Raw genomic sequence first — 21,149 nt, forward strand, 5'->3', positions numbered from 1 at the left:
AAGGTCTAGCGGGCAGGGCCGAGGACACACGTGAGGGGCGACCAACGGGGATGAAGCAACTGCGCATCAGGACTCTGGCCGGCCTCTTCGTGGTCGCCGGGGTCCTGTCCTGGGCCGGCGCCCGGCTGTGGGACTCGCTCGGCACACTGCCACGGGTCCCGCTCGCGGCACCCATCGTGCTGGCGGTGATCGCCGTCGTACTGCTCGCGACGGCCCTGTCCATCCGCTCCCGGCTGCGCGCCCAGCGCGAGCGCCGGCCGGAGGCGAAGGGCGTCGACCCGATGATGGCCGCCCGGGCGCTCGTCTTCGGACAGGCCAGCGCGCTGGTCGCGGCGCTGGTGGCGGGGATGTACGGCGGAGCCGGGGCGTTCCTGCTGGAGTCCCTCGACATCCCGTCCCGCCGCGACCAGGCGATCTACGCCGGCTTCTCGGTCCTCGCCGGCATCGCGGTGATAGCGGCCGCGCTCTTCCTGGAGCGGGTGTGCAGGCTGCCGGAGGACGACGACACGGAGAGCGCGGCGCCGACTGCGTGAGCCGCGCCCTGAAGGGGCGCGGCTGACGGCGTGAGCAGCCCCGGCGGCGCCGAGACGGCGAGCGAGACGGGGCTGCGGCCCCGGACCCCCGCTCCTCAAGCGCCGGCGGGGCTGGTTCCGCTCAGCGCCCGATGATCAGGCTCATCGCCTCGGCCCGAGTGGCCGGATCCCGCAGCTGACCGCGGACCGCCGACGTGATGGTCTTGGCGCCGGGCTTCCGTACCCCGCGCATCGTCATGCACATGTGCTCGCACTCCACGACGACGATGACGCCGCGCGGCTCCAGGATCTCCATCAGGGAGTCCGCGATCTGCGTCGTCAGCCGCTCCTGGACCTGCGGGCGGCGGGCGTAGACGTCGACGAGGCGGGCCAGCTTCGACAGCCCCGTGATCTTGCCGTCGGTCGACGGTATGTAGCCGACGTGCGCGACACCCACGAACGGCACCAGATGGTGCTCACAGCTCGACTGGACCTCGATGTCCTTCACCAGGACCATCTCGTCGTGGCCCAGGTCGAACGTCGTCGTCAGGACGTCCTCGGGCTTCTGCCACAGACCGGCGAAGATCTCCTTGTACGCGCGAGCGACGCGCGCCGGGGTCTCCAGCAGACCCTCACGGTCCGGGTCCTCACCGACCGCGATGAGCAACTCGCGCACAGCGTTCTCGGCCCGCTTCTCGTCGAACTCGCCGATCGGGCCCTCGCCGTCCAGCGTCACCGGGTCGGTCATCTGGTGCCTCTTCTCGTATGAACCGGCGCGGCAGCGCAAAAAGCCGCGTCCCCCACACCGTAAAGCGTGGGGGACGCGGCATGCATTCCGGGCCCTGAGTCAGCTCTCGGGACGCTCTTCCTTCACCGTGTCCACCGGGGTGGTGGTCTCGATGGCGGGCGCCGATCCGTTCGCCCCGTTCGTCAGCGACAGCTCCTTGGGGGAGAGCACCGGCGGGCGGGTCGAGGGGGTGCGGCGGGAGGAGCCGGTCCACGCGGGGCGGGCCGGACGCTTCACGATCGGAGCGAAGATCTCGGCGATCTGCTCCTTGTTCAGCGTCTCCTTCTCGAGCAGCGCGAGGACCAGGTTGTCGAGAACGTCGCGGTTCTCGACGAGGATCTCCCAGGCCTCGTTGTGCGCGGTCTCGATGAGCTTCTTGACCTCTTCGTCGACGAGCGCGGCGACCTCTTCCGAGTAGTCGCGCTGGTGACCCATCTCGCGGCCCAGGAAGGGCTCGGTGTTGTCACCGCCGAACTTGATCGCGCCGAGCCGCTCGGTCATGCCGTACTGCGTGACCATCGCGCGGGCCGTACCGGTGGCCTTCTCGATGTCGTTGGCGGCGCCGGTCGTCGGGTCGTGGAAGACGAGCTCCTCGGCCGCGCGGCCGCCCAGCATGTAGGCGAGCTGGTCGAGCATCTCGTTGCGCGTGGTCGAGTACTTGTCCTCGTCCGGCAGCACCATCGTGTAGCCCAGAGCACGGCCTCGGGAGAGGATCGTGATCTTGTGGACCGGGTCGGAGTTCGGCGAAGCCGCCGCGACCAGGGCGTGACCGCCCTCGTGGTACGCGGTGATCTTCTTCTCCTTGTCCGACATGATCCGGGTCCGCTTCTGCGGGCCCGCGACCACACGGTCGATCGCCTCGTCGAGCATCACGTTGTCGATCAGCTTCTTGTCCGAGCGGGCCGTGAGCAGCGCGGCCTCGTTCAGCACGTTCGACAGATCGGCACCCGTGAAGCCCGGGGTGCGGCGCGCGACGGCCGACAGGTCGACGTCGGGTGCGACGGGCTTGCCCTTCTGGTGAACCTTGAGGATCTCCAGACGGCCCTGCATGTCCGGGCGGTCGACCGCGATCTGGCGGTCGAAGCGGCCGGGACGCAGCAGCGCCGGGTCGAGGATGTCGGGCCGGTTCGTGGCGGCGATCAGGATGACGCCGCCCTTCACGTCGAAGCCGTCCATCTCGACGAGCAGCTGGTTCAGCGTCTGCTCGCGCTCGTCGTGACCGCCGCCGAGGCCGGCGCCGCGGTGACGGCCGACCGCGTCGATCTCGTCGACGAAGACGATCGCCGGAGCGTTCGCCTTGGCCTGCTCGAAGAGGTCACGGACACGGGAGGCACCGACACCGACGAACATCTCGACGAAGTCGGAACCGGAGATCGAGTAGAACGGCACCCCGGCCTCACCGGCGACGGCGCGCGCGAGCAGCGTCTTACCGGTACCGGGCGGGCCGTACAGCAGCACGCCCTTGGGGATCTTGGCGCCGACGGCCTGGAACTTGGCCGGCTCCTGCAGGAACTCCTTGATCTCGTGGAGTTCCTCGACGGCCTCGTCCGAGCCCGCCACGTCGGCGAACGTCGTCTTCGGGGTGTCCTTGGTGATGAGCTTGGCCTTGGACTTCCCGAAGTTCATCACTCGGGAGCCGCCGCCCTGCATCTGATTCATCAGGAACAGGAAGACGACCACGATGAGGACGAAGGGCAGCAGGGACAGCAGGATGCCCACGAAGGGGTTCTGCTTCGACGGGGAAACGGTGTACCCGTCGGTGATCTGCTTGTCCTCGAACCTGGCCTGCAGGTCCTTGGCCACCTCGACGCCCTGGTCGCCGATGTAGCTGGCCTGGATCTTGTCCGAGCCCTCGACCTTCTGGCCGTCCTTCAGCTCGACCTTGATGGTGTTTTCATCGCCGGTGGTCAGCTTGGCCGACTGCACCTTGTTGTCGTGAATGGCCTGAATGACCTGGCCGGTGTCCACCGTCTTGTAGCCGCCGGACGAACCGACGACCTGCATCAACACGACCACGGCAAGGACGGCCAGCACGATCCACATGACCGGCCCACGGAAGTATCGCTTCACGTCCATCCATACGGAGCGGTGCCGCCCCGTCCCTCCTGCCATAGTGAGTTTGATAAGGCTGTTTGAAGCTGTTTGAAGAACTGTTCTTCGGACGGTACCCCAGCATTGTCACCCGACGCCGCAGGGGACGACCGACAAACGCGCCTTCGCATGCTCCAACGGCGGGAACCCCGCAAGGGTTCCCGGCCGCCGGAGCGGGGCTGACGCGTACTCAGCCGCCGTAGACGTGCGGCGCGAGCGTGCCGACGAACGGCAGGTTGCGGTACTTCTCCGCGTAGTCCAGGCCGTACCCGACCACGAACTCGTTCGGGATGTCGAAGCCGACCCACTTCACGTCGATGTCGACCTTGGCCGCCTCGGGCTTGCGCAGCAGCGTGCACACCTCGAGGGAGGCGGGCTCGCGCGAACCCAGGTTGGTCAGCAGCCAGGACAGCGTCAGACCGGAGTCGATGATGTCCTCGACGATCAGGACGTGCTTGCCCTTGATGTCGGTGTCGAGGTCCTTGAGGATCCGCACGACGCCGGACGACTGGGTGCCCGCGCCGTACGAGGACACGGCCATCCAGTCCATCGTGACGGGGGTGGACAGGGCACGCGCCAGGTCCGCCATGACCATCACGGCGCCCTTGAGCACCCCGACGATCAGCAGGTCCTTGCCCGCGTACTCCGCGTCGACCTTCGCGGCCAGCTCGGCCAGCTTCGCGTCGATCTCTTCCTTGGTGATGAGCACCGACTTGAGGTCGGTGCCCATGTCTTTCGCGTCCACCCGCATCACTTTCGGTCGTCCCACCGGCCGCCGCGACGTGAGCCGCGAACTCAGCCTTGCCGGATGACCAGTCTGCCACCCTGCCGCTGGGCGACGACTTTGCCCGGGAGATTGATCTCCCCCTGGCCGCGCCATCCGGTGATCAGGCGGTCGACCTCTTCGATGTGGCGGGCGAAGAGCGCTCCGGCGGGGGCGCCGGCCTCGATGGCCGCCTTGCGCAGGATGCGGCGGCGGACGGCGGGCGGCAGCGCGTAGAGCTTGGCGCATTCGAGGAGACCGGCCGCGTCCCGCACGGAGTCGGCGGCCTCCCTGGCCCAGGTGTCCAGCGCGTCGGCGTCGTCGCGGGACAACTGGGCCGTACGGGCGAGGGCCTCGACGACGCCCTTGCCGAGCGCCTTCTCCAGGGCGGGCAGGCCCTCGTGGCGCAGCCGTGATCGCGTATAGGCCGGATCGGTGTTGTGCGGGTCGTCCCAGACGGGCAGGTGCTGCACGAGGCAGGCCTTGCGGGCCGTCTGCCGGTCGAGCTGGAGGAAGGGGCGGCGGTAACGGCCGCCGGCCCCCGAGACCGCGGCCATTCCGGACAGGGAGCGGATGCCGGAGCCGCGGGCGAGGCCGAGCAGGACGGTTTCGGCTTGGTCGTCGCGGGTGTGGCCGAGCAGGACGGCGGCGGCGCCGTGGCGCTCCGCTGCGGCGTCGAGGGCGGCGTAGCGGGCGTCGCGGGCGGCGGCCTCGGGGCCTCCGTCGCGGCCGACCTGGACGGCGACGGACTCGACGGGGGTCATGCCGAGGGCGGTCAGGCGCAGGACGACATCCTCGGCGCGGGTCACGGAGCCGGGCTGCAGACCGTGGTCGACGGTGATGCCACCGGCGCGGATGCCGAGTTTGGGGGCTTCGAAGGCGAGGGCCGAGGCGAGCGCCATGGAGTCGGCGCCGCCCGAGCAGGCGACCAGCACGAGTGGCTGCTCACCGGAGGGAGGCTCGTGGGGATGTGCGCTGAGGATGTCGTGGAGGACGCGGCGGACCGCCAGGCGTATCGCCGCGACCGCAGGATGGGGACCCATGTCCGGTTCCCTTCATTCCGTTGTCTAGGGGGGTGGGCGCCAGAAATTGAAACGGCTCAGTCGCTCAACGGTGATCCAGTGAATTCGGTCACGCAGAGTGTGTCGATGGTGACAGAGCCGAGCCATTCCCTGAGCATTGCACGCCTGCCCACGGCCTACGGTCCCTCGGATGGGTGATCCTGAGCAATTTTGGGCGTGGCTTACGGGGCGTCGTGAGCGCCGCCTGTCTTGTTGTGCACCCTCGCGACCCAGTCCGCCGGTTTGGCGATCTCCGCCTTGGTCGGGAGCGTGTTGGGCGATGTCCAGATCCGGTTGAAGCCGTCCATACCGACCTCCTCGACGACCGCGCGCACGAAGCGCTCTCCGTCGCGGTACTGGCGCAGCTTGGCGTCGAGGCCGAGCAGCTTGCGCAGGGCCATGTCGAGCCGGGAGGCGCCCTTCTGGCGGCGCTGCTGGAACTTCTCGCGGATCTCCCCCACCGTCGGTACGACCGCGGGGCCGACGCCGTCCATCACGTAGTCCGCATGCCCTTCGAGCAGGGACATGACGGCGGTGAGGCGGGCCAGGATCTCGCGCTGGGCCGGGGACTGGACGAGCTCCACGAGGGACCGTCCGCCGTCGTCCTCCTCGCCCTCGGGACGGCCGCCGGCGAGGGACTGGGCGGCCTCTCTGATCCGCTCCAGGAAGGTCGTCGGGTCGACCTCGGTCTCGCCGAGAAACGACTGGATTTCGCCCTCCAGGTGGTCCCGCAGCCAGGGCACGGCGGTGAACTGGGTGCGGTGCGTCTCCTCGTGCAGGCAGACCCAGAGCCTGAAGTCGTGCGGGTCCACGTCGAGTTCGCGCTCCACGTGCACGATGTTCGGCGCGACGAGGAGGAGGCGGCCGCCGCCGTCGGGGGCGGCCGGGAGGTCGCGAGTGGCGGGGGCGAAGGTCTCGTACTGGCCGAGGACCCGGGAGGACAGGAACGAGAGCAGCATGCCGAGCTCGACGCCCGTGACCTTGCCGCCGACCGCGCCGAGCACGGCGCCGCCGGGTCCCGACCGGCGCTCCTGCATCTTGTCGAGCAGGGGCTTGAGGATCTCCCGGAAGCCCGCGACGTTGGCCTTCACCCAGCCGGGCCGGTCCACGACGAGGATCGGGGTGTCGTGCACGTCCTCCGTGGCCATGCGCGTGTAGGCGCGCACGTGCTCCTCGGAGGCCTTGGCGTGCCGGCGCAGCTCCGAGACGACGGCGCGTGCCTCGTCGCGGCTGACCTCTGGGCCGGGTCGTACGAGTCGGGTCGCGGTCGCCACCGCGAGGTTCCAGTCGACCATCTCCACACCACCGATGCTCGTCATGCGTCAACGGTACGTGACCCCCTCCCTGCGCGGAGGGGGTTGGACCCGGACCGGACCCCCACTTCGGCCCCGGCTGTCCCCTGGGGGACGGTGGGGCTCAGCGGCAGCCGCAGTTGGCGACGGACGAGGCGAGGCGGTCCAGGCCGGCCTGGGCCGACTGGGGGCCGGGCGCGCCCTGCGTCATGAACGCGAAGACGAGGAGCCGCCCGTCGGCGTCGACGACCGTGCCCGCGAGGGTGTTCACACCGGTGAGGGTGCCGGTCTTGGCGCGGACGAGGCCGGTGCCCGAGGCGTCGGCCGGGTCGCCGTAGCGGTTGCTGAGGGTGCCGGTGAAGCCGGCGACGGGCAGGCCGGTGAGGACGGAGCGCAGTGCGGTGCTGTCGGGCTCGGCGGCCTTGGCGAGCAGTCCGGTGAGCAGGTCCGCGGAGACCTTGTCGGTGCGGTCGAGGCCGCTGCCGTCGGAGAAGTGGGCGCCGGAGAGCGGGAGTCCGAGCTTGTGCAGTTCCTTCTTGACGGCCCGGCCGGCGCCGTCGAAGTCATGGCTCTCGTCGGCGGCGACGGCGGTCTGCCGGGCGAGCGCCTCGGCGATGTCGTTGTCACTGTGCGTCAGCATCCGCTCGACGAGGGCGGACAGCGGCGGGGACTCGACCTTCGCGACGTCCTCGGCCTGTCCGGAGGCCTTGCTCGGGCCGGGCTCGCCGCCCTTGGTCCGGATGCCGCGCTCGCGCAGCAGGTCCGCGAACTTCTGCGCCGCCGACGCCGCCGGGTCCGCGGCGCGCGGCGCCGGTCCGCTGGTGGAGTCGTCGGTGCGGCCCTCGTCGGCCATCAGGGCGGTGACCTGGGCGAGGTTCTCGTTGGGGCCGATGGGGTGGGTGGACGGCCCGGAGTACAGCGAGGCGTCGTAGGAGAGCGTGACCTCGGTGGTGTCGCTCTTCTTGAGGGCGGCCGCCGTCTCGTCGGCGAGGGTGCGCAGGCTGGCGGCGCCGTAGGGGTTCTTCTCGCGGGCCGTCAGGGTCGGGTCGCCGCCGCCGATGAGGACGAGTTCCTTCGCGTCCTTCTCCAGGGCCGTGCGGGTGGCGATGCGGTGCTCGGGGCCCGCCGCCGTGAGGGCCGCGACCGCCGTGGCCAGCTTGATGGTGGACGCCGGGATGAGCGCGTCACCCGCGGACTTTCCGTACAGCCTCTTTCCGGTGACGGCGTCGACGACCGCGGCCGTGCGGCGGGGGCCCAGCGCCGGGTCCTTCAGGAGCGGGTCCAGGACGTCGGCGAGGGCGTGCTTCGTCGGGCCCGGGACGGACGCCCCGGGGGCCGCGAGGACGGCGGGGGCGCTGGGCGCCGCGGACGGCGCCCCGGCGGGCGTACGCCCGTGATCTGCGCCACCCCCGGCCTCCTGGGAAGCCGCCCGGTCCGCCTCGGCCTTACGCTGACCCGAAGCGTCCCAGGGACCGGCCGTGGCCACCACGACAGCCGCGAGGACGAGACCCACCGCCGTCGCACCTACCGTGACGTGCTTGGTCTTGGCCTTCGCAGCCGACGTGGCAGCGGTCTTCGCCGCGCTCGTCAAGAGCTGCGAAGCCTTCAGCTCCGGCACCGCGGACCAGCCCCTTTCGCGATCACACACCTGCGTGAGGGACACTTAATCACCAGTCGTATGTGTTGATCATGGAGGAGCCACCGGTGGAGTTCGACGTCACGATCGAGATTCCGAAGGGATCGCGGAACAAGTACGAGGTCGACCACGAGACCGGGCGCATCCGTCTCGACCGTCGTCTGTTCACGTCGACCGCCTACCCGACGGACTACGGCTTCGTCGAGAACACTCTCGGCGAGGACGGCGACCCGCTGGACGCGCTGGTCATCCTGGACGAGCCGACCTTCCCGGGCTGCCTCATCAAGTGCCGCGCCATCGGCATGTTCCGTATGACGGACGAGGCCGGCGGCGACGACAAGCTGCTGTGCGTCCCGGCGACGGACCCGCGGATGGAGCACCTGCGCGACATCCACCACGTCTCCGAGTTCGACCGCCTGGAGATCCAGCACTTCTTCGAGGTCTACAAGGACCTGGAGCCCGGCAAGTCCGTCGAGGGCGCCGACTGGGTGGGCCGCACCGAGGCCGAGGCCGAGATCGAGCGTTCCTACAAGCGCGCTCAGGACCAGGGCGGTCACTGACCCCGAGCGTTCATGAACGGGCCGCACGCTCCCTGCCGGGGTCGTGCGGCCCGTTCGCGTATTCGTGCGCATACTGAGGCGTACGGGAGGCAGACGCATACGAGGCGGACGCCCACCCGGTCGAGCGAAGGGCGAGGAAGCACAGAGGTGCCACAGACGTGACGGAGCGGGAGTCGGAGGCCCCGGAGGACCGCAAGCCGCAGTCCGACGAGGCCCGCAGTGCGTTCACGCAGCCCATCGGGGTGGTGTCGCCGCCTCCGGTGGTGGACGAGGAGTCGTCGACCACGTCGGAGTTCGCGCTCCCCGAAGGGCTGAGCGTGCAGGCGTCCGAGGCGGCCGACGCGGAGGGCTCCGCGTTCACGCCGCCGAAGACCTACAGCTCCCGGCAGTCGCCGGCCGCGTTCACGCCCGCGCACGGTATCCCCATGGTCAGACTGACCAAGGAGGCGCCGTGGCAGGACCGGATGCGCACGATGCTGCGGATGCCGGTCGCCGAGCGGCCCGCGCCCGAACTCCCGCAGAAGCAGGACGACGCCGGGCCCGCCGTGCCGCGCGTGCTCGACCTGACGCTGCGTATCGGGGAGCTGCTGCTGGCCGGCGGTGAGGGCGCCGAGGACGTGGAGGCGGCGATGTTCGCCGTGTGCCGGTCCTTCGGGCTCGACCGGTGCGAGCCGACGGTGACGTTCACGCTGCTCTCGATCACCTTCCAGCCGTCCCTCGTGGACGACCCGGTGACGGCCTCGCGCACGGTGCGGCGGCGCGGGACGGACTACACGCGGCTCGCCGCCGTGTTCGCCCTGGTGGACGACATCAGCGACGAGGAGGGCGAGGTCACCCTCGAGGAGGCGTACCGGCGGCTCGCGGAGATCCGACGCAACCGGCACCCCTACCCCGGCTGGGCCCTCACCGCGGCGAGCGGGCTGCTCGCCGGGTCCGCCTCGATCCTGGTCGGCGGTGACGTCATCGTGTTCATCGCGGCGGCGATCGGCGCGATGCTGGGTGACCGGTTCGCGTGGCTGTGCGCGGGGCGCGGGTTCCCGGAGTTCTACCAGTTCACGGTGGCCGCGATGCCGCCCGCCGCGATCGGCATCCTGCTGACCCTGGCGCACGACTACGTGGACGTGCGGGCGTCCGCGGTGATCACCGGTGGACTGTTCGCGCTGCTGCCGGGGCGGGCCCTCGTGGCCGGAGTGCAGGACGGTCTGACCGGTTTCTACATCACGGCGGCGGCCCGCCTGCTGGAAGTCATGTACTTCTTCGTGGGCATCGTCATCGGCGTGCTGATCATGCTGTACGTGGGCGTCCAGCTGCACGCGAGCCTCAATCCCGAGGGCGGGCTGCAGGTCATCGAGCAGCCCGTGCGGCTGTGGCAGATCGCCGCGTCGATGGGGCTGTCCCTGGCGTTCGCCGTGCTGTTGCAGCAGGAGCGGTCGACGGTCCTCGCCGTGACGCTGAACGGCGGTGTCGCCTGGGTCGTCTACGGGGCGATGCACTACACGGGCGGGATCTCACCGGTGGCGTCGACCGCGGCGGCGGCCGGGCTCGTCGGCCTGTTCGGGCAGCTGTTCTCGCGGTACCGGTTCGCCTCGGCGCTGCCGTACGTCACGGCCGCGATCGGGCCGCTGCTACCGGGTTCCGCGACGTACTTCGGGCTGCTGGCGATCGCCCAGAACGACGTGGTCCGGGGGCTGGTGTCGCTGTCGACGGCGGCGGCGCTCGCCATGGCCATCGCGATCGGGGTGAACCTGGGGGGCGAGATGGCCCGCCTGTTCATCCGCTCCCCCGGGGCCTCGAACCGCCGAGCGGCCAAGCGGACGCGAGGCTTCTAGGTCCGGAGTTCTCGTCTGCCGGGTAGCTGTCGCGTCGCCGAGTGAGGGTCCGGTGGGTCTTCTCGCGCAGTTCCCCGCACCCCTGAGGGGCGCGGGGAACTGCGTGACCAGCCACGACGCACCCCGCACCGGGCGACGCACACGAACCGACCCGAACCGACCCGAACCGACCCGAACCGACCGACCCCGCACCGAGCGGAGCGCTACCGCTTGGCGTGCCGCCCGCGCTGCGCCGGCGCCTGGCCGGACGGCACCGCCCCCGGCTCCGCCGCCTCGGCCTTCTTGGACTTGCTCCGGGCCCGCAGGAACTCGATCACGATCGGCACCACCGAGATCAGGACGATCAGGATCAGGATCATCTCGATGTTCTTGTGGACGAACTCGATGTTGCCCAGCCAGGAGCCGAGCAGCGTCACGCCCGCGCCCCACAGGACGCCGCCGATCACGTTGAACGTGATGAACGAGCGGTACTTCATGCCGGAGACGCCCGCGATGATCGGCGTGAACGTGCGGACGATCGGCACGAAGCGGGCCAGGATCAGGGACTTCGGGCCGTGCTTCTCGAAGAACTCGTGCGCCTTCTGCACGTTCTCCTGCTTGAACAGCTTGGAGTCCGGGCGCCGGAACAGCGAAGGACCGACCTTCTTGCCGAACATGTAGCCCGCCTGGTCACCGAGGATCGCGGCGAGGCAGATCAGGCCGATCGCGCCCCACAGCGGGAAGTCCAGCTGCTTCGAGGTGATCAGCAGGCCGCAGGTGAAGAGCAGGGAGTCGCCCGGCAGGAAGAAGCCGATCAGCAGGCCGGACTCGGCGAAGACGATCAGGAGCAGGCCCCAGATGCCGAACGTGTTCAGCAGGTAGTCCGGGTCCAGCCAGCTTGGTCCGAGAGCAAGCGTCATCACGGGTCCGGGCTCCTGAGGGGCTTGAGAAACAGAGGCGTGGCAAAGCAATGGCGGTGCAAAGTTATCAACGCCGGTTGTCCGTGCCAGGTTCCAGTGGCCCTCTCAGGATGCACTGTGCCGTATCTGTGGCAAACCTGTCGGTATGGGTATCGAAGACTTCGGCGGCGGCCAGAATCCGCAGGCGGATGTGCTCGTCGTCACCACGAACGACGTCCCCGGGTACCGGGTCCAGCAGGTCATCGGCGAGGTCTTCGGCCTCACCGTGCGCTCGCGTCACCTCGGCAGTCAGATCGGCGCCGGTCTGAAGTCGATGATCGGCGGCGAGCTGAAGGGCCTGACCAAGACGCTCGTCGAGACGCGCAATCAGGCCATGGAGCGGCTGGTCGAGCAGGCGCGGGCGCGGGGCGCCAACGCCGTGCTCATGTTCCGCTTCGACGTGACCGAGGCGCTGGACGGGGCCGCGGAGGTGTGCGCGTACGGGACGGCCGTCGTCATCGCCCAGGAGCCGATGGTGTGAGTCACGTCTCCTGGTGGCGGGCCGCGTTCGCGTGGATCGCGTCCCGCAGGTGTTCGGCGACGCCCTCGCCCAGGGAGTCGTAGAACGCCTTGAAGCGCTCGTCGGCCACATACATGTCGCCGAGACAGACGTGCATCTCGTAGGCGAGGTCGTAGAACCAGCGGTCGATGTGCAGGCGGTGTTCCTCCGCGAGGTCCATGGCCCGCTCGCCGGTCGCGGGCTCGCCGGCCGCGACGAGGGCGGCGTAGCGCGCGCTCCAGTCGTCGACCTCGGCCTGCAGGCGCTTCCAGTCGGCCTTCGTGTAGCGCGCGGCCCGCCGCTGGGACTCGGCGTACGACGCGGTGCCGCCCCAGCGCCGCTCGGCCTCCTCGGCGTACTGCTCGGGGTCCTTGTCCCCGAAGACCTCGAACCGCTCCTCGGGGGTGAGCTGGATTCCCATCTTCTGTGCCTCCATGGCGTGTTCGACGGCGTCGGCCATCTTCTGCAGCTTCTCGATGCGGGCGATCAGGACGTCGTGCTGGCGCCGCAGGTGGGCGCGCGGGTCGGTCGCCGGGTCGTCGAGCAGGGTCTGGACCTCGTCCAGCGGGAAGCCGAGCTCCCGGTAGAAGAGGATCTGCTGGAGCCGGTCCAGGTCGGCCTCGTTGTAGCGGCGGTGGCCCGCGTGGCTGCGCTCGCTCGGGACGAGCAGCCCGATCTCGTCGTAGTGGTGCAGGGTGCGCACCGTGACGCCGGCGAATCCGGCCACCTGGCCCACCGCGTAGCTCATCCGCCGCGCCTCCTGATGCGTGCGTTCCGTGCCGTACGGGCATCAGCTTGGGCCCTCACGTCACGTGAGGTGCAAGCCGGGACGGCGAGGACCCTTCCGGGTGTTATGCCGCGCATGTCCGCTTAGGGTGACGACGTGAGCAATGAAGCCGCCGCGGCGTCGCCGCCCGCCCCCGCAGCTCCCCCCGCTGTTTCCGCTCGCGCCCTGCTGCCCCTGGTCGTGCCCGCGCTCGTCGTGGGGGTCGCGTGCAGTCTGCTGTTCCTCGCCCTCAGCTGGATCGCCGAGCGGCTGCAGGACGTGCTGTGGGGGAATCTGCCCGACGCGCTCGGGATCGGCCGCTACTCGTCCCTGTGGATCATCGTCATGCTCACCCTGACGGGCGTCCTGGTGGGCCTGGTGATCTGGCAGGTGCCGGGGCACGCGGGCCCCGACCCGGCGACGATGGGGCTCGGCGGCGAGGAGCCGCTGCCGCCGTACGTCCTGCCGGGGCTGGCGCTGGCCGCCGCCCTGATGCTGGCCGGCGGGCCGAGCCTCGGTCCGGAGAACCCGATCATCGCCGTGAACGTGGGCCTGACGTTCTGGCTGGGCCGCAAGCTCCTGCCGAGGTCGCCCGGCGCGCTGTGGCCGAACCTGGCCTCGGCCGCGACCATCGGCGCCCTGTTCGGCACGCCCGTCGCCGCCGCGCTGCTCGTCTCCGAGGCGCTGGCGGGGCGGCCGATGCCGCTGAAGGGCTCGCTGTGGGACAACCTCTTCGGGCCGCTGCTGGCCGCCTCGGCGGGCGCGCTGACCACCACGCTGGTCGCCTCCCCCTCCTTCGATCTGGGGCTCGCGCCGTTCGATCACCCGGGCTGGGCGGATCTGCTGTCCGCGATCGTGGTCGCGTGCGCGGCGGCCGCGCTCACCATGGCCGCCGTGTACGCCTTCCCGTACGTGCACGGCGCTTTCCGCCGCCTGGGCCACCCGATGCTGATCCTGCCGCTCGGCGGGCTGGTGCTCGGCCTGCTCGGCGCCCTGGGCGGCCATCTGACGCTGTTCAAGGGCCTGGAGGAGGTCAAGGAGATCGCCGCGGACCCGGACGGCCGGTCGGCGGGCGAGTTCGCCGTGCTGACCGTGGTGAAGCTGGCGGCGCTGCTGATCGCGGCGTCGTGCGGGTTCCGCGGCGGGCGGATCTTCCCGGCGGTGTTCGTCGGCGCCGCGTTCGGCCTGTGCGCGCACGCGCTGGTGCCGGGCGTGAACGCCTCGGTGGGCGTCGCGGCGGGGGTCCTGGGCGTCCTGCTCGCCGTCACCCGGTCGGGCTGGGTCAGCCTCTTCACGGCCGCCGTGCTCGTCGCCTCGCCCGCGATCATCGCCCTCATGTGCATCGCGTCATTGCCCGCTTGGCTCCTGGTGACCGGACGGCCGCAGATGCAACTGTCGGAAGACGGCGCCTCGTTGCGCTGAGCCCTCACGAACTCTCGGAGCGGACAAAGGAGTCACGGACATGTCGCCGCTGCATCAGAGTCCTTCGGAGAAACCCGGCGAGCACACCCTCGCCGTCAACCCCTTCTACGCCGAGGCCGATCCGACGGCCGGCATGGCGGACGCGCCGCCCAAGCACCGGCTGCCGGACAAGCCGCTCGCGCCGATGACGGCGTACCAGCTCGTGCACGACGAGCTGATGCTGGACGGCAACGCGCGCCTGAACCTGGCCACCTTCGTCACCACGTGGATGGAGCCGCAGGCCGGTGTCCTCATGGGTGAGTGCCGGGACAAGAACATGATCGACAAGGACGAGTACCCGCGGACCGCCGAGCTGGAGCGGCGCTGCGTGGCGATGCTCGCCGACCTGTGGAACGCACCGGACCCGTCGGCCGCCGTGGGCTGTTCGACGACCGGGTCCAGCGAGGCGTGCATGCTCGCCGGGATGGCGCTCAAGCGGCGCTGGGCGCAGAAGAACGCGGACCGCTACCCCTCGCGCGAGGCCCGGCCCAATCTCGTCATGGGCGTGAACGTGCAGGTCTGCTGGGAGAAGTTCTGCAACTTCTGGGAGGTGGAGGCGCGGCAGGTGCCGATGGAGGGCGACCGCTTCCACCTCGACCCGGCGGCCGCCGCCGAGCTGTGCGACGAGAACACGATCGGCGTCGTCGGGATCCTCGGCTCCACCTTCGACGGGTCGTACGAGCCGATCGCCGAGCTGTGCGCGGCGCTCGACGCCCTCCAGGAGCGCACGGGGCTCGACATCCCCGTGCACGTGGACGGGGCGTCGGGCGCGATGGTGGCGCCGTTCCTCGACCCGGACCTGGTGTGGGACTTCCGGCTCCCGCGGGTCGCGTCCATCAACACCTCGGGGCACAAGTACGGGCTGGTGTACCCGGGGGTCGGCTGGGCGCTGTGGCGCGACACGGAGGCGCTGCCCGAGGAGCTCGTCTTCCGGGTCAACTACCTGGGCGGCGACATGCCGACCTTCGCGCTGAACTTCTCGCGGCCCGGCGCCCAAGTGGTCGCGCAGTACTACTCGTTCCTGCGCCTGGGCCGCGAGGGCTACCGCGCGGTCCAGCAGGCGACCCGCGACGTGGCCCGGGGCCTGGCCGAACGCATCGAGGCGCTGGGCGACTTCCAGCTCATCACGCGGGGCGACGATCTGCCGGTCTTCGCGTTCACGACGGCGCCGGAGGTGACGACGTACGACGTGTTCGACGTGTCGCGGCGGCTGCGGGAGCGGGGCTGGCTCGTCCCGGCGTACACGTTCCCGGCGCACCGGGAGGATCTTGCGGTGCTCCGGGTGGTGTGCCGCAACGGGTTCTCGGCGGATCTGGCACAGCTCCTGATCGAGGACCTGAACCGCCTGCTGCCGGAACTGCGCAGCCAGCCGCACCCCTTCACGAGCGACCGGGAGGCGGCCACCGGGTTCCATCACTAGGGCCTGTCCGGCGGGTCAGGTCGCGTCCGGGGGCCCGTGCTCTTCTGTGCCGCAGGTCGGCGTGCCAGACCCCGCGCCCGCGACACGATCCGCCGGACAGTCCCTAGGCGCAGCTCGCCGTAGGGCTGCTGGCTCATTGCCGGGTGCGGGTGAGCGGGGCCTGGTCGCGCGACCGGGCACAACGCGACCCGCACCCGCCGACGAAGCCGGACCCGGCGGACGGGACGCGTCTACCTGCTGAGTGCCGCGAACCTCCGTACCGCCAGCGGGAAGAACACCGCGAGGAGTCCGACCGGCCACACCACCGCGAGCCACACCTCGTCCGCGCCGCCGGGGTTGCCGAAGAGATGGCGGACCGAGGACGCCGTCGCCGACATCGGGTTCCACTCCACCACTGCGCCGAGCCAGTCCGGCATGGTCGCCGGCACCGTGAACGCGTTGGAGAGGAACCCGACCGGCCACACCAGGATCTGCACGGCCTGCACCAGTTCCGGCTTGCCGGCCACCATCGCCAGCCAGATACCGATCCACAGCATCGCGAACCGCAGCAGCAACAGCAGTCCGAAGGCGCCGGCGAGCGCGCCGAGGGACCCGTGCGCCCGCCAGCCCAGCGCGTACCCGACCCCCGCCATGACCGCGAGGGCCGCCGCCGACTGGAGCATGTCGGCGACCGAACGGCCCACCAGGACCGCCCCGTCGACCATCGGCATGGACCGGAACCGGTCGATCACGCCCTTGTTGAGGTCCTGGGTGACGGCCAGCATCGTCGACTCCAGGCCGAACGCCATGGTCAGCGCGAGCATCCCGGGGACCAGGAAGTCCACGTAATCGCCCTCGACGCCCTTGCCGCCGCCGATGAGGTAGCCGAACATCACCAGCAGCATCACGGGGAAGACGAGGCCGACGACGATCCGCACCGGCTGCCGTGCCCAGTGCGCGAGTTCGCGCCGGGTCATCGTCCAGGAGTCGCCGGCCGCCCAGCCCCACGACGTGCTCATGCAGCCACCCCCGCCGTCGTCCGGTCCGTGAGGTGCAGGAACACCTCGTCCAGCGTGGGGCGCCGCAGCGCCACGTCCTCCACGTCGATCCCCGCCGCCCGCAGGGCCTGTACGACGTCGGCGAGCGCGGCCATCCGGTCGGTCACCGGGGCACTGACCAGGCGCCGGTCCGCGTCGGCCGTCGCTCCGGGCGGCAGCAGGCCCGCCACGAGCGGCAGGTGACCGGCGTCCCGGACCACGACGTCGATCCGGTCGCCGCCGAGCCGCGCCTTCAGGTCGTCCGGGGTGCCGGCCGCGACGACCCGCCCCCGGTCGACCACCGAGATCCGGTCGGCGAGCTGGTCCGCCTCCTCCAGGTACTGCGTGGTGAGCAGCACCGTCGTACCGCCGCCGACCAGCGAGCGCACCGCGTCCCAGACCTCGGCGCGGCCGCGCGGGTCGAGGCCCGTCGTGGGCTCGTCGAGGAAGAGGACCTCGGGCTCGGTGATCAGCGACGCCGCGAGGTCGAGGCGGCGCCGCATGCCCCCGCTGTACGCCGTGACCGCCTTGCGGCCGGTGTCCTCGAGGCCGAAGCGGGCCAGCAGCTCGTCGGCCCTGGCCCCGGCCCGCCGCGCGCCCAGATGGTGGAGGCGGCCGAACATCTCCAGGTTCTGCCGCCCGCTCAGCTCCTCGTCCAGCGCCGCGTGCTGGCCGAGCAGGCCGATCCGGCGGCGCACCGCGTCGGGGCTGCGCCGCACGTCGTGGCCCGCGACCTCGACGCGGCCCTCGTCCCAGCGCAGCAGGGTCGTCATGATCCGCACGGCGGTGGTCTTGCCCGCGCCGTTCGGCCCGAGCACGCCGTGCACGGTGCCCCGGCCGACCGTCAGGTCGAGACCGTCGAGCGCCGCCTTGTCGCCGTACCGCTTGCGTACACCCTCGGTCACGATCGCGTCCGTCATCCGACTCCTTCGCTCCCGGCACCCCTGACACTTCCTAGTCAAACTTGACTAGGAAGCAAAAGTAACGCCGCCGATGCGATTCGTCAAACTTGATTAGCGGTCGTCCTCCGGCAGCCGCTCCCCCGTCGCGTACGGGTTCTCCTGTCCCTCCGCGAGCACCCCCACGAACGGCTCGCCCTCGCCCGCGAAGGTGTAGGCGCCGCCCTCGATGCGGCCGATCAGGCCCCGGGTCCACGCGGCGCCGGTGTCGGCCGAGTACACCCAGTAGTTCATGATCTCGCCGATGTGGCCGAGCTGTCCGGGGCCGCCCTCGGGTGTGTAGTAGCCGGTGACGGAGCCGCGCCACTCCTCGATCCGGCGCACCCGCTCCTCGAGCAGGGCGACGGCCTCCCCGCGCGGCAGGTCCACCATGAAGCCGAGCGCCGCGGTGAGGATGTCGGGGCGCTGGTCGTACGCGGTCAGGGACTCACGGAGCAGGGCGAGGTACTCCTCGGTGCCCTGCTCCGTGATCTCGTACTCGGTGCGCGGCGGGCCGCCGGCCGTCGACGGGGCGATCTCGTGCGCGACCAGCAGTCCCTGCTTCGCCATCTGCTTGAGGGCGTGGTAGATCGAACCGGGCTTGGCGTTCGACCACTCGTGGGCGCCCCAGTACTCCAGGTCGTTGCGCACTTGGTAGCCGTGTGCGCGGCCGTGCTGGCGTACGGCCCCGAGGACCAGGAGGCGGATCGCTGACATGCGCCCAGCGTAGGACCTCAGTTCTGCGCCAGCGCCACCAGCTCGAAGGCCGTCTTGCCGTCCAGGGACTCGCGGATGATGTCGGCGTGACCCGCGTGCCGGGCCGTCTCGCGGATCAGGTGCAGCCCGAGCCAGCGCAGCGAGACCGCGGGACAGCCGTGGAACCAGGGCTGGTCCGGCAGCGGGAACGTGTCGTCCAGGCTCGGCGCCGCGTGGAAGAACTCCTCGGTGCGGCGGGCCACGTCCTCGTAGTAGTCCAGGACCTCCTTCACCGACTCGTCACCGACGAGGCGGAAGCTGTCGCCCCAGGTCGTGGCGTCACGCTCGGTGTCCGGCGCGATCTGCTGGGCCCGGGCGATCCAGCCCTGCTCGACCTCGGCCACGTGCTTGAGCAGCCCCGCGAGGGACAGCTCGCTGGAGCTCGGCCGGGACGTGGCCTGCTCCTCGCTCAGGCCGAGCAGGGCCCGGCGAATGCCGCCGCGCTGCTCGGCGATGAAGGCGAGCAGCGCCCCGCGCTCGTCGCCGCGGGCCTCGGGGTTCACGTGCATGACCATGGCGGCCACCTCTCGTCTCCGTAATGTGCCGGTACGTCGCGTTCCGACACAGATGAAGGTACGGGGGATATAGGCCAGATGCTGACCGCTTCGGATCTCGTCCGCGGAGGAAAATTCCTCGATGTTCGATGCGGGGCGTCCTACCGGCGATGGCCGGGAAGGCCACGGGCGGACGCGGCGTTTGCATGGCATGCGACCGTCGGGGCAGATGACAGCGGGGCTGTAACCAGGGGAACACCCCGCGTGCACGTGCATCTGCCCATGCATGGCCAGATGAACGAAGCTATGCTCCTGGACAGTTGCGGCAGTTGATCTCCGCTTTCTCACCTGTCACCGGGTCAGTTCACAGCTACAGCACCACCGGGGAGCGAACCGTGCATCACGTGTACAACGGCATGGCGGCCGCGGACCTGCACGGAGTGGTCTGGCAGAAGAGCAGGCACAGCAACTCGCAAGGATCCTGCGTGGAGTTCGCCAAACTGCCCGGCGGCGCGGTGGCCGTGCGCAACTCGAATTTCCCGGACGGGCCCGCGCTCGTCTACACGCCCGCCGAGATAGAGGCCATGCTGCTCGGCGTGAAGGACGGCGAGTTCGACCATCTGATAGCCGGCGCGTGACGACAGGACTCCGACGCGCGTAGATTCCGGACCTGCCGCCGCCTACCCGTCCGTACGGCGGGACGGGCCTGTATTCAGAGTCTGAACAGGGCCCAGACCACCTTCCCGCCCAGCGCGCCGGCCAGCGGATGCCAGCCCCAGCTGTCACTGAACGAGTCGACGAGGAACAGGCCGCGCCCGGACTCCGCCGCGAAGTCGTCCTCCGTCTCCCGGGCCACCGGACTCTCGTCGCTCGGGTCGCGCACCGCGCACACCACCCGCGACGCCCAGCGCATCAAGTGCAGCCGCACGGGCGGGTCCTGGTCGTGCGGGGTGCCCGCGGGCAGTGCGTGCCGCAGCGCGTTCGTGACCAGTTCCGAGACCACCAGACAGATGTCGTCGAAGCGCTCGGGGACGTCCCAGTCGGCGAGTGTCCTGCGCGTGAAGTCCCGTGCGCTGCGCACCGCTTCGTACCGGGCGGGCAGGGCGCACGAGGCGGCGCTGGAGACGGCCGAGGGGTCGAGAGGGGGAAGGCCCTGCCGTAATGGCTCGAGCATGGTCGATCCGTTCGTCCCCATGCGAGGCACTCCCCAGATTCGCAGTACGTAGCGAGCGGTGGTGACGACCATCGTTCCGAATGCGTACACCGGATGCAAGGGCAGATGCACGTGCACGCGCCCGACTTGGACGTTCCCGCACCGCTTCTTGCTCATTTCTTCCTACGACTTCTTGCGGAGGTCTTTCGTGATCTTTCCGTTTCTGTAACCGAACGAGTACGGGCCGGAGCGTTTTAGTGGCAGACTTCGGCCCCTGAACGGATGGGGAGGAAGAGACGTGACCGCTGGGGAGTCGAGCGGCTCGGTGGTGCGGCGCATTCTGCTGGGCTCACAACTGAGGCGCCTGAGGGAATCGCGCGGCATCACGAGAGAGGCCGCCGGCTACTCGATCCGCGCCTCCGAATCGAAGATCAGCCGCTTGGAGTTGGGACGGGTGAGCTTCAAGGCGAGAGACGTCGAGGACCTGCTGACCCTGTACGGGGTGACCGACGAGGCCGAGCGCGGGGCGCTGCTGTCCCTCGTGAAAGAGGCCAACGTCGCCGGCTGGTGGCACAGTTACTCCGACGTGCTGCCCGGCTGGTTCCAGACGTACATCGGCCTCGAAGGCGCCGCGTCGCTGATCCGCGGGTACGAAGCGCAGTTCGTGCACGGCCTGTTGCAGACCGAGGCGTACGCCCACGCGGTCGTCGCGCGCGGCATGCGGGGCGCGGCCCGGGAGGACATCGACCGCCGCGTGGCGCTGCGCCTGGAGCGGCAGAAGCTGCTGGTCGCGGAGCGTGCGCCGGACATCCGGATCGTCCTGGACGAGGCCGCGCTGCGCCGGGTGCACGGGGGCCCGGAGGTGATGCGCGGACAGCTGGAGCATCTCGTCACGGTGTCCGAGCTGCCCCAACTGACGCTGCAGATCATGCCGTTCAGCCACGGCTGGCACTCCGGCGAGTCCGGCACGTTCACGATCCTCACCTTCCCGGAGTCCGACCTCTCGGACGTCGTGTTCCTGGAACAGCTCACCAGCGCCCTGTACCTGGACAAGCGCGAGGACGTCGCCCAGTACGAGAAGGCGATGGCCCAGCTTCAGGACGAATGCCCCTCCCCGGAGGAGAGCCGGACGCTGCTGCGTCGCATTCTGAGCGAATTCGCTTAAATACAAAGGCAG

Annotated in this window: 20 protein-coding genes and 1 pseudogene; 8 read left to right on the forward strand and 13 right to left on the reverse strand. The window is 70.2% G+C overall.

The window, feature by feature from the left end; genetic code table 11:
- Nucleotides 1-50: 50 nt before the first annotated feature.
- Nucleotides 51-533 carry a DUF3180 domain-containing protein gene (locus tag ACQUQD_RS18480; protein WP_428953205.1) on the forward strand — a complete coding sequence of 161 codons (483 nt, stop codon included), beginning with the start codon at nucleotides 51-53 and terminating at the stop codon, nucleotides 531-533.
- Between the two features lie 121 nt (nucleotides 534-654).
- Here ACQUQD_RS18480 and folE read toward each other — a convergent pair whose 3' ends face one another.
- The 6 genes from folE to dacB form a co-directional block, all read right to left on the reverse strand.
- Nucleotides 655-1,260: a GTP cyclohydrolase I FolE gene (folE, locus tag ACQUQD_RS18485; protein ID WP_428953206.1), complete on the reverse strand. Its 606-nt coding sequence runs from the start codon at nucleotides 1,258-1,260 to the stop codon at nucleotides 655-657.
- A gap of 99 nt (nucleotides 1,261-1,359) precedes the next feature.
- A complete protein-coding gene (ftsH, locus tag ACQUQD_RS18490; RefSeq protein WP_428957596.1) occupies nucleotides 1,360-3,375 on the reverse strand; it encodes an ATP-dependent zinc metalloprotease FtsH in 2,016 nt (671 codons plus the stop codon).
- A 205-nt stretch (nucleotides 3,376-3,580) separates the two neighbouring features.
- On the reverse strand, nucleotides 3,581-4,141 hold the full coding sequence (gene hpt / locus ACQUQD_RS18495) for a hypoxanthine phosphoribosyltransferase (RefSeq protein WP_428957597.1): 561 nt from the start codon (nucleotides 4,139-4,141) through the stop codon (nucleotides 3,581-3,583).
- Nucleotides 4,142-4,185: 44 nt separating this feature from the next.
- Nucleotides 4,186-5,196 carry a tRNA lysidine(34) synthetase TilS gene (gene tilS / locus ACQUQD_RS18500; RefSeq protein ID WP_428953207.1) on the reverse strand — a complete coding sequence of 337 codons (1,011 nt, stop codon included), beginning with the start codon at nucleotides 5,194-5,196 and terminating at the stop codon, nucleotides 4,186-4,188.
- Nucleotides 5,197-5,396: 200 nt separating this feature from the next.
- Nucleotides 5,397-6,533 carry a zinc-dependent metalloprotease gene (locus ACQUQD_RS18505; protein ID WP_428953208.1) on the reverse strand — a complete coding sequence of 379 codons (1,137 nt, stop codon included), beginning with the start codon at nucleotides 6,531-6,533 and terminating at the stop codon, nucleotides 5,397-5,399.
- Between the two features lie 97 nt (nucleotides 6,534-6,630).
- A complete protein-coding gene (gene dacB / locus ACQUQD_RS18510) occupies nucleotides 6,631-8,124 on the reverse strand; it encodes a D-alanyl-D-alanine carboxypeptidase/D-alanyl-D-alanine endopeptidase (RefSeq protein WP_428953209.1) in 1,494 nt (497 codons plus the stop codon).
- A gap of 86 nt (nucleotides 8,125-8,210) precedes the next feature.
- On the opposite strand from dacB, the gene ACQUQD_RS18515 reads away from it, so the two are divergent.
- Both ACQUQD_RS18515 and ACQUQD_RS18520 read left to right on the forward strand, forming a co-directional pair.
- Complete coding sequence (locus ACQUQD_RS18515) at nucleotides 8,211-8,702, forward strand: inorganic diphosphatase (protein WP_111662754.1); 492 nt, start codon at nucleotides 8,211-8,213, stop codon at nucleotides 8,700-8,702.
- A gap of 158 nt (nucleotides 8,703-8,860) precedes the next feature.
- Nucleotides 8,861-10,531 (forward strand): threonine/serine ThrE exporter family protein, encoded by a 1,671-nt coding sequence (locus ACQUQD_RS18520; protein WP_428953210.1) that lies wholly within the window; start codon nucleotides 8,861-8,863, stop codon nucleotides 10,529-10,531.
- A 227-nt stretch (nucleotides 10,532-10,758) separates the two neighbouring features.
- Here ACQUQD_RS18520 and ACQUQD_RS18525 read toward each other — a convergent pair.
- A pseudogene (locus tag ACQUQD_RS18525) lies at nucleotides 10,759-11,433 on the reverse strand (DedA family protein); the annotation flags it as partial.
- Between the two features lie 142 nt (nucleotides 11,434-11,575).
- Between ACQUQD_RS18525 and ACQUQD_RS18530 the strand changes: the two are divergent.
- A complete protein-coding gene (locus ACQUQD_RS18530) occupies nucleotides 11,576-11,950 on the forward strand; it encodes a YbjQ family protein (RefSeq protein ID WP_428953211.1) in 375 nt (124 codons plus the stop codon).
- Nucleotide 11,951: 1 nt separating this feature from the next.
- Here ACQUQD_RS18530 and ACQUQD_RS18535 read toward each other — a convergent pair whose 3' ends face one another.
- Nucleotides 11,952-12,716 carry a MerR family transcriptional regulator gene (locus ACQUQD_RS18535; RefSeq protein ID WP_428953212.1) on the reverse strand — a complete coding sequence of 255 codons (765 nt, stop codon included), beginning with the start codon at nucleotides 12,714-12,716 and terminating at the stop codon, nucleotides 11,952-11,954.
- 135 nt (nucleotides 12,717-12,851) lie between these two features.
- On the opposite strand from ACQUQD_RS18535, the gene ACQUQD_RS18540 reads away from it, so the two are divergent.
- Complete coding sequence (locus tag ACQUQD_RS18540) at nucleotides 12,852-14,156, forward strand: ion channel protein (protein ID WP_428953213.1); 1,305 nt, start codon at nucleotides 12,852-12,854, stop codon at nucleotides 14,154-14,156.
- 40 nt (nucleotides 14,157-14,196) lie between these two features.
- Nucleotides 14,197-15,615 carry a glutamate decarboxylase gene (locus ACQUQD_RS18545; RefSeq protein ID WP_428953214.1) on the forward strand — a complete coding sequence of 473 codons (1,419 nt, stop codon included), beginning with the start codon at nucleotides 14,197-14,199 and terminating at the stop codon, nucleotides 15,613-15,615.
- Between the two features lie 230 nt (nucleotides 15,616-15,845).
- On the opposite strand, the gene ACQUQD_RS18550 is transcribed toward ACQUQD_RS18545, so the two are convergent.
- The 4 genes from ACQUQD_RS18550 to ACQUQD_RS18565 all read right to left on the reverse strand — a co-directional run bounded on the left by ACQUQD_RS18550 (nucleotide 15,846) and on the right by ACQUQD_RS18565 (nucleotide 18,840).
- Entirely contained in the window at nucleotides 15,846-16,613 is a 768-nt protein-coding gene (locus tag ACQUQD_RS18550) for an ABC transporter permease (RefSeq protein ID WP_428953215.1), read from the reverse strand.
- The gene (locus ACQUQD_RS18555) at nucleotides 16,610-17,551 is read right to left on the reverse strand and encodes an ATP-binding cassette domain-containing protein (protein ID WP_428953216.1); all 942 of its coding nucleotides are present in this window, start codon (nucleotides 17,549-17,551) and stop codon (nucleotides 16,610-16,612) included. Before ACQUQD_RS18555 ends, ACQUQD_RS18550 begins: the two co-directional genes overlap by 4 nt.
- Before the next feature lie 93 nt (nucleotides 17,552-17,644).
- Complete coding sequence (locus tag ACQUQD_RS18560; protein ID WP_428953217.1) at nucleotides 17,645-18,286, reverse strand: PadR family transcriptional regulator; 642 nt, start codon at nucleotides 18,284-18,286, stop codon at nucleotides 17,645-17,647.
- Nucleotides 18,287-18,303: 17 nt separating this feature from the next.
- A complete protein-coding gene (locus ACQUQD_RS18565) occupies nucleotides 18,304-18,840 on the reverse strand; it encodes a DinB family protein (protein ID WP_428953218.1) in 537 nt (178 codons plus the stop codon).
- Between the two features lie 374 nt (nucleotides 18,841-19,214).
- On the opposite strand from ACQUQD_RS18565, the gene ACQUQD_RS18570 reads away from it, so the two are divergent.
- Entirely contained in the window at nucleotides 19,215-19,457 is a 243-nt protein-coding gene (locus ACQUQD_RS18570; protein WP_428953219.1) for a DUF397 domain-containing protein, read from the forward strand.
- A gap of 74 nt (nucleotides 19,458-19,531) precedes the next feature.
- Here ACQUQD_RS18570 and ACQUQD_RS18575 read toward each other — a convergent pair whose 3' ends face one another.
- On the reverse strand, nucleotides 19,532-20,014 hold the full coding sequence (locus ACQUQD_RS18575) for an ATP-binding protein (protein ID WP_428953220.1): 483 nt from the start codon (nucleotides 20,012-20,014) through the stop codon (nucleotides 19,532-19,534).
- 256 nt (nucleotides 20,015-20,270) lie between these two features.
- Between ACQUQD_RS18575 and ACQUQD_RS18580 the strand changes: the two genes are divergently transcribed.
- Nucleotides 20,271-21,137 carry a helix-turn-helix domain-containing protein gene (locus ACQUQD_RS18580; protein WP_428953221.1) on the forward strand — a complete coding sequence of 289 codons (867 nt, stop codon included), beginning with the start codon at nucleotides 20,271-20,273 and terminating at the stop codon, nucleotides 21,135-21,137.
- The last annotated feature ends 12 nt before the right edge of the window (nucleotides 21,138-21,149 follow it).

Source organism: Streptomyces sp. cg35, from assembly GCF_050410835.1.
Taxonomy (GTDB): Bacteria; Actinomycetota; Actinomycetes; order Streptomycetales; family Streptomycetaceae; genus Streptomyces.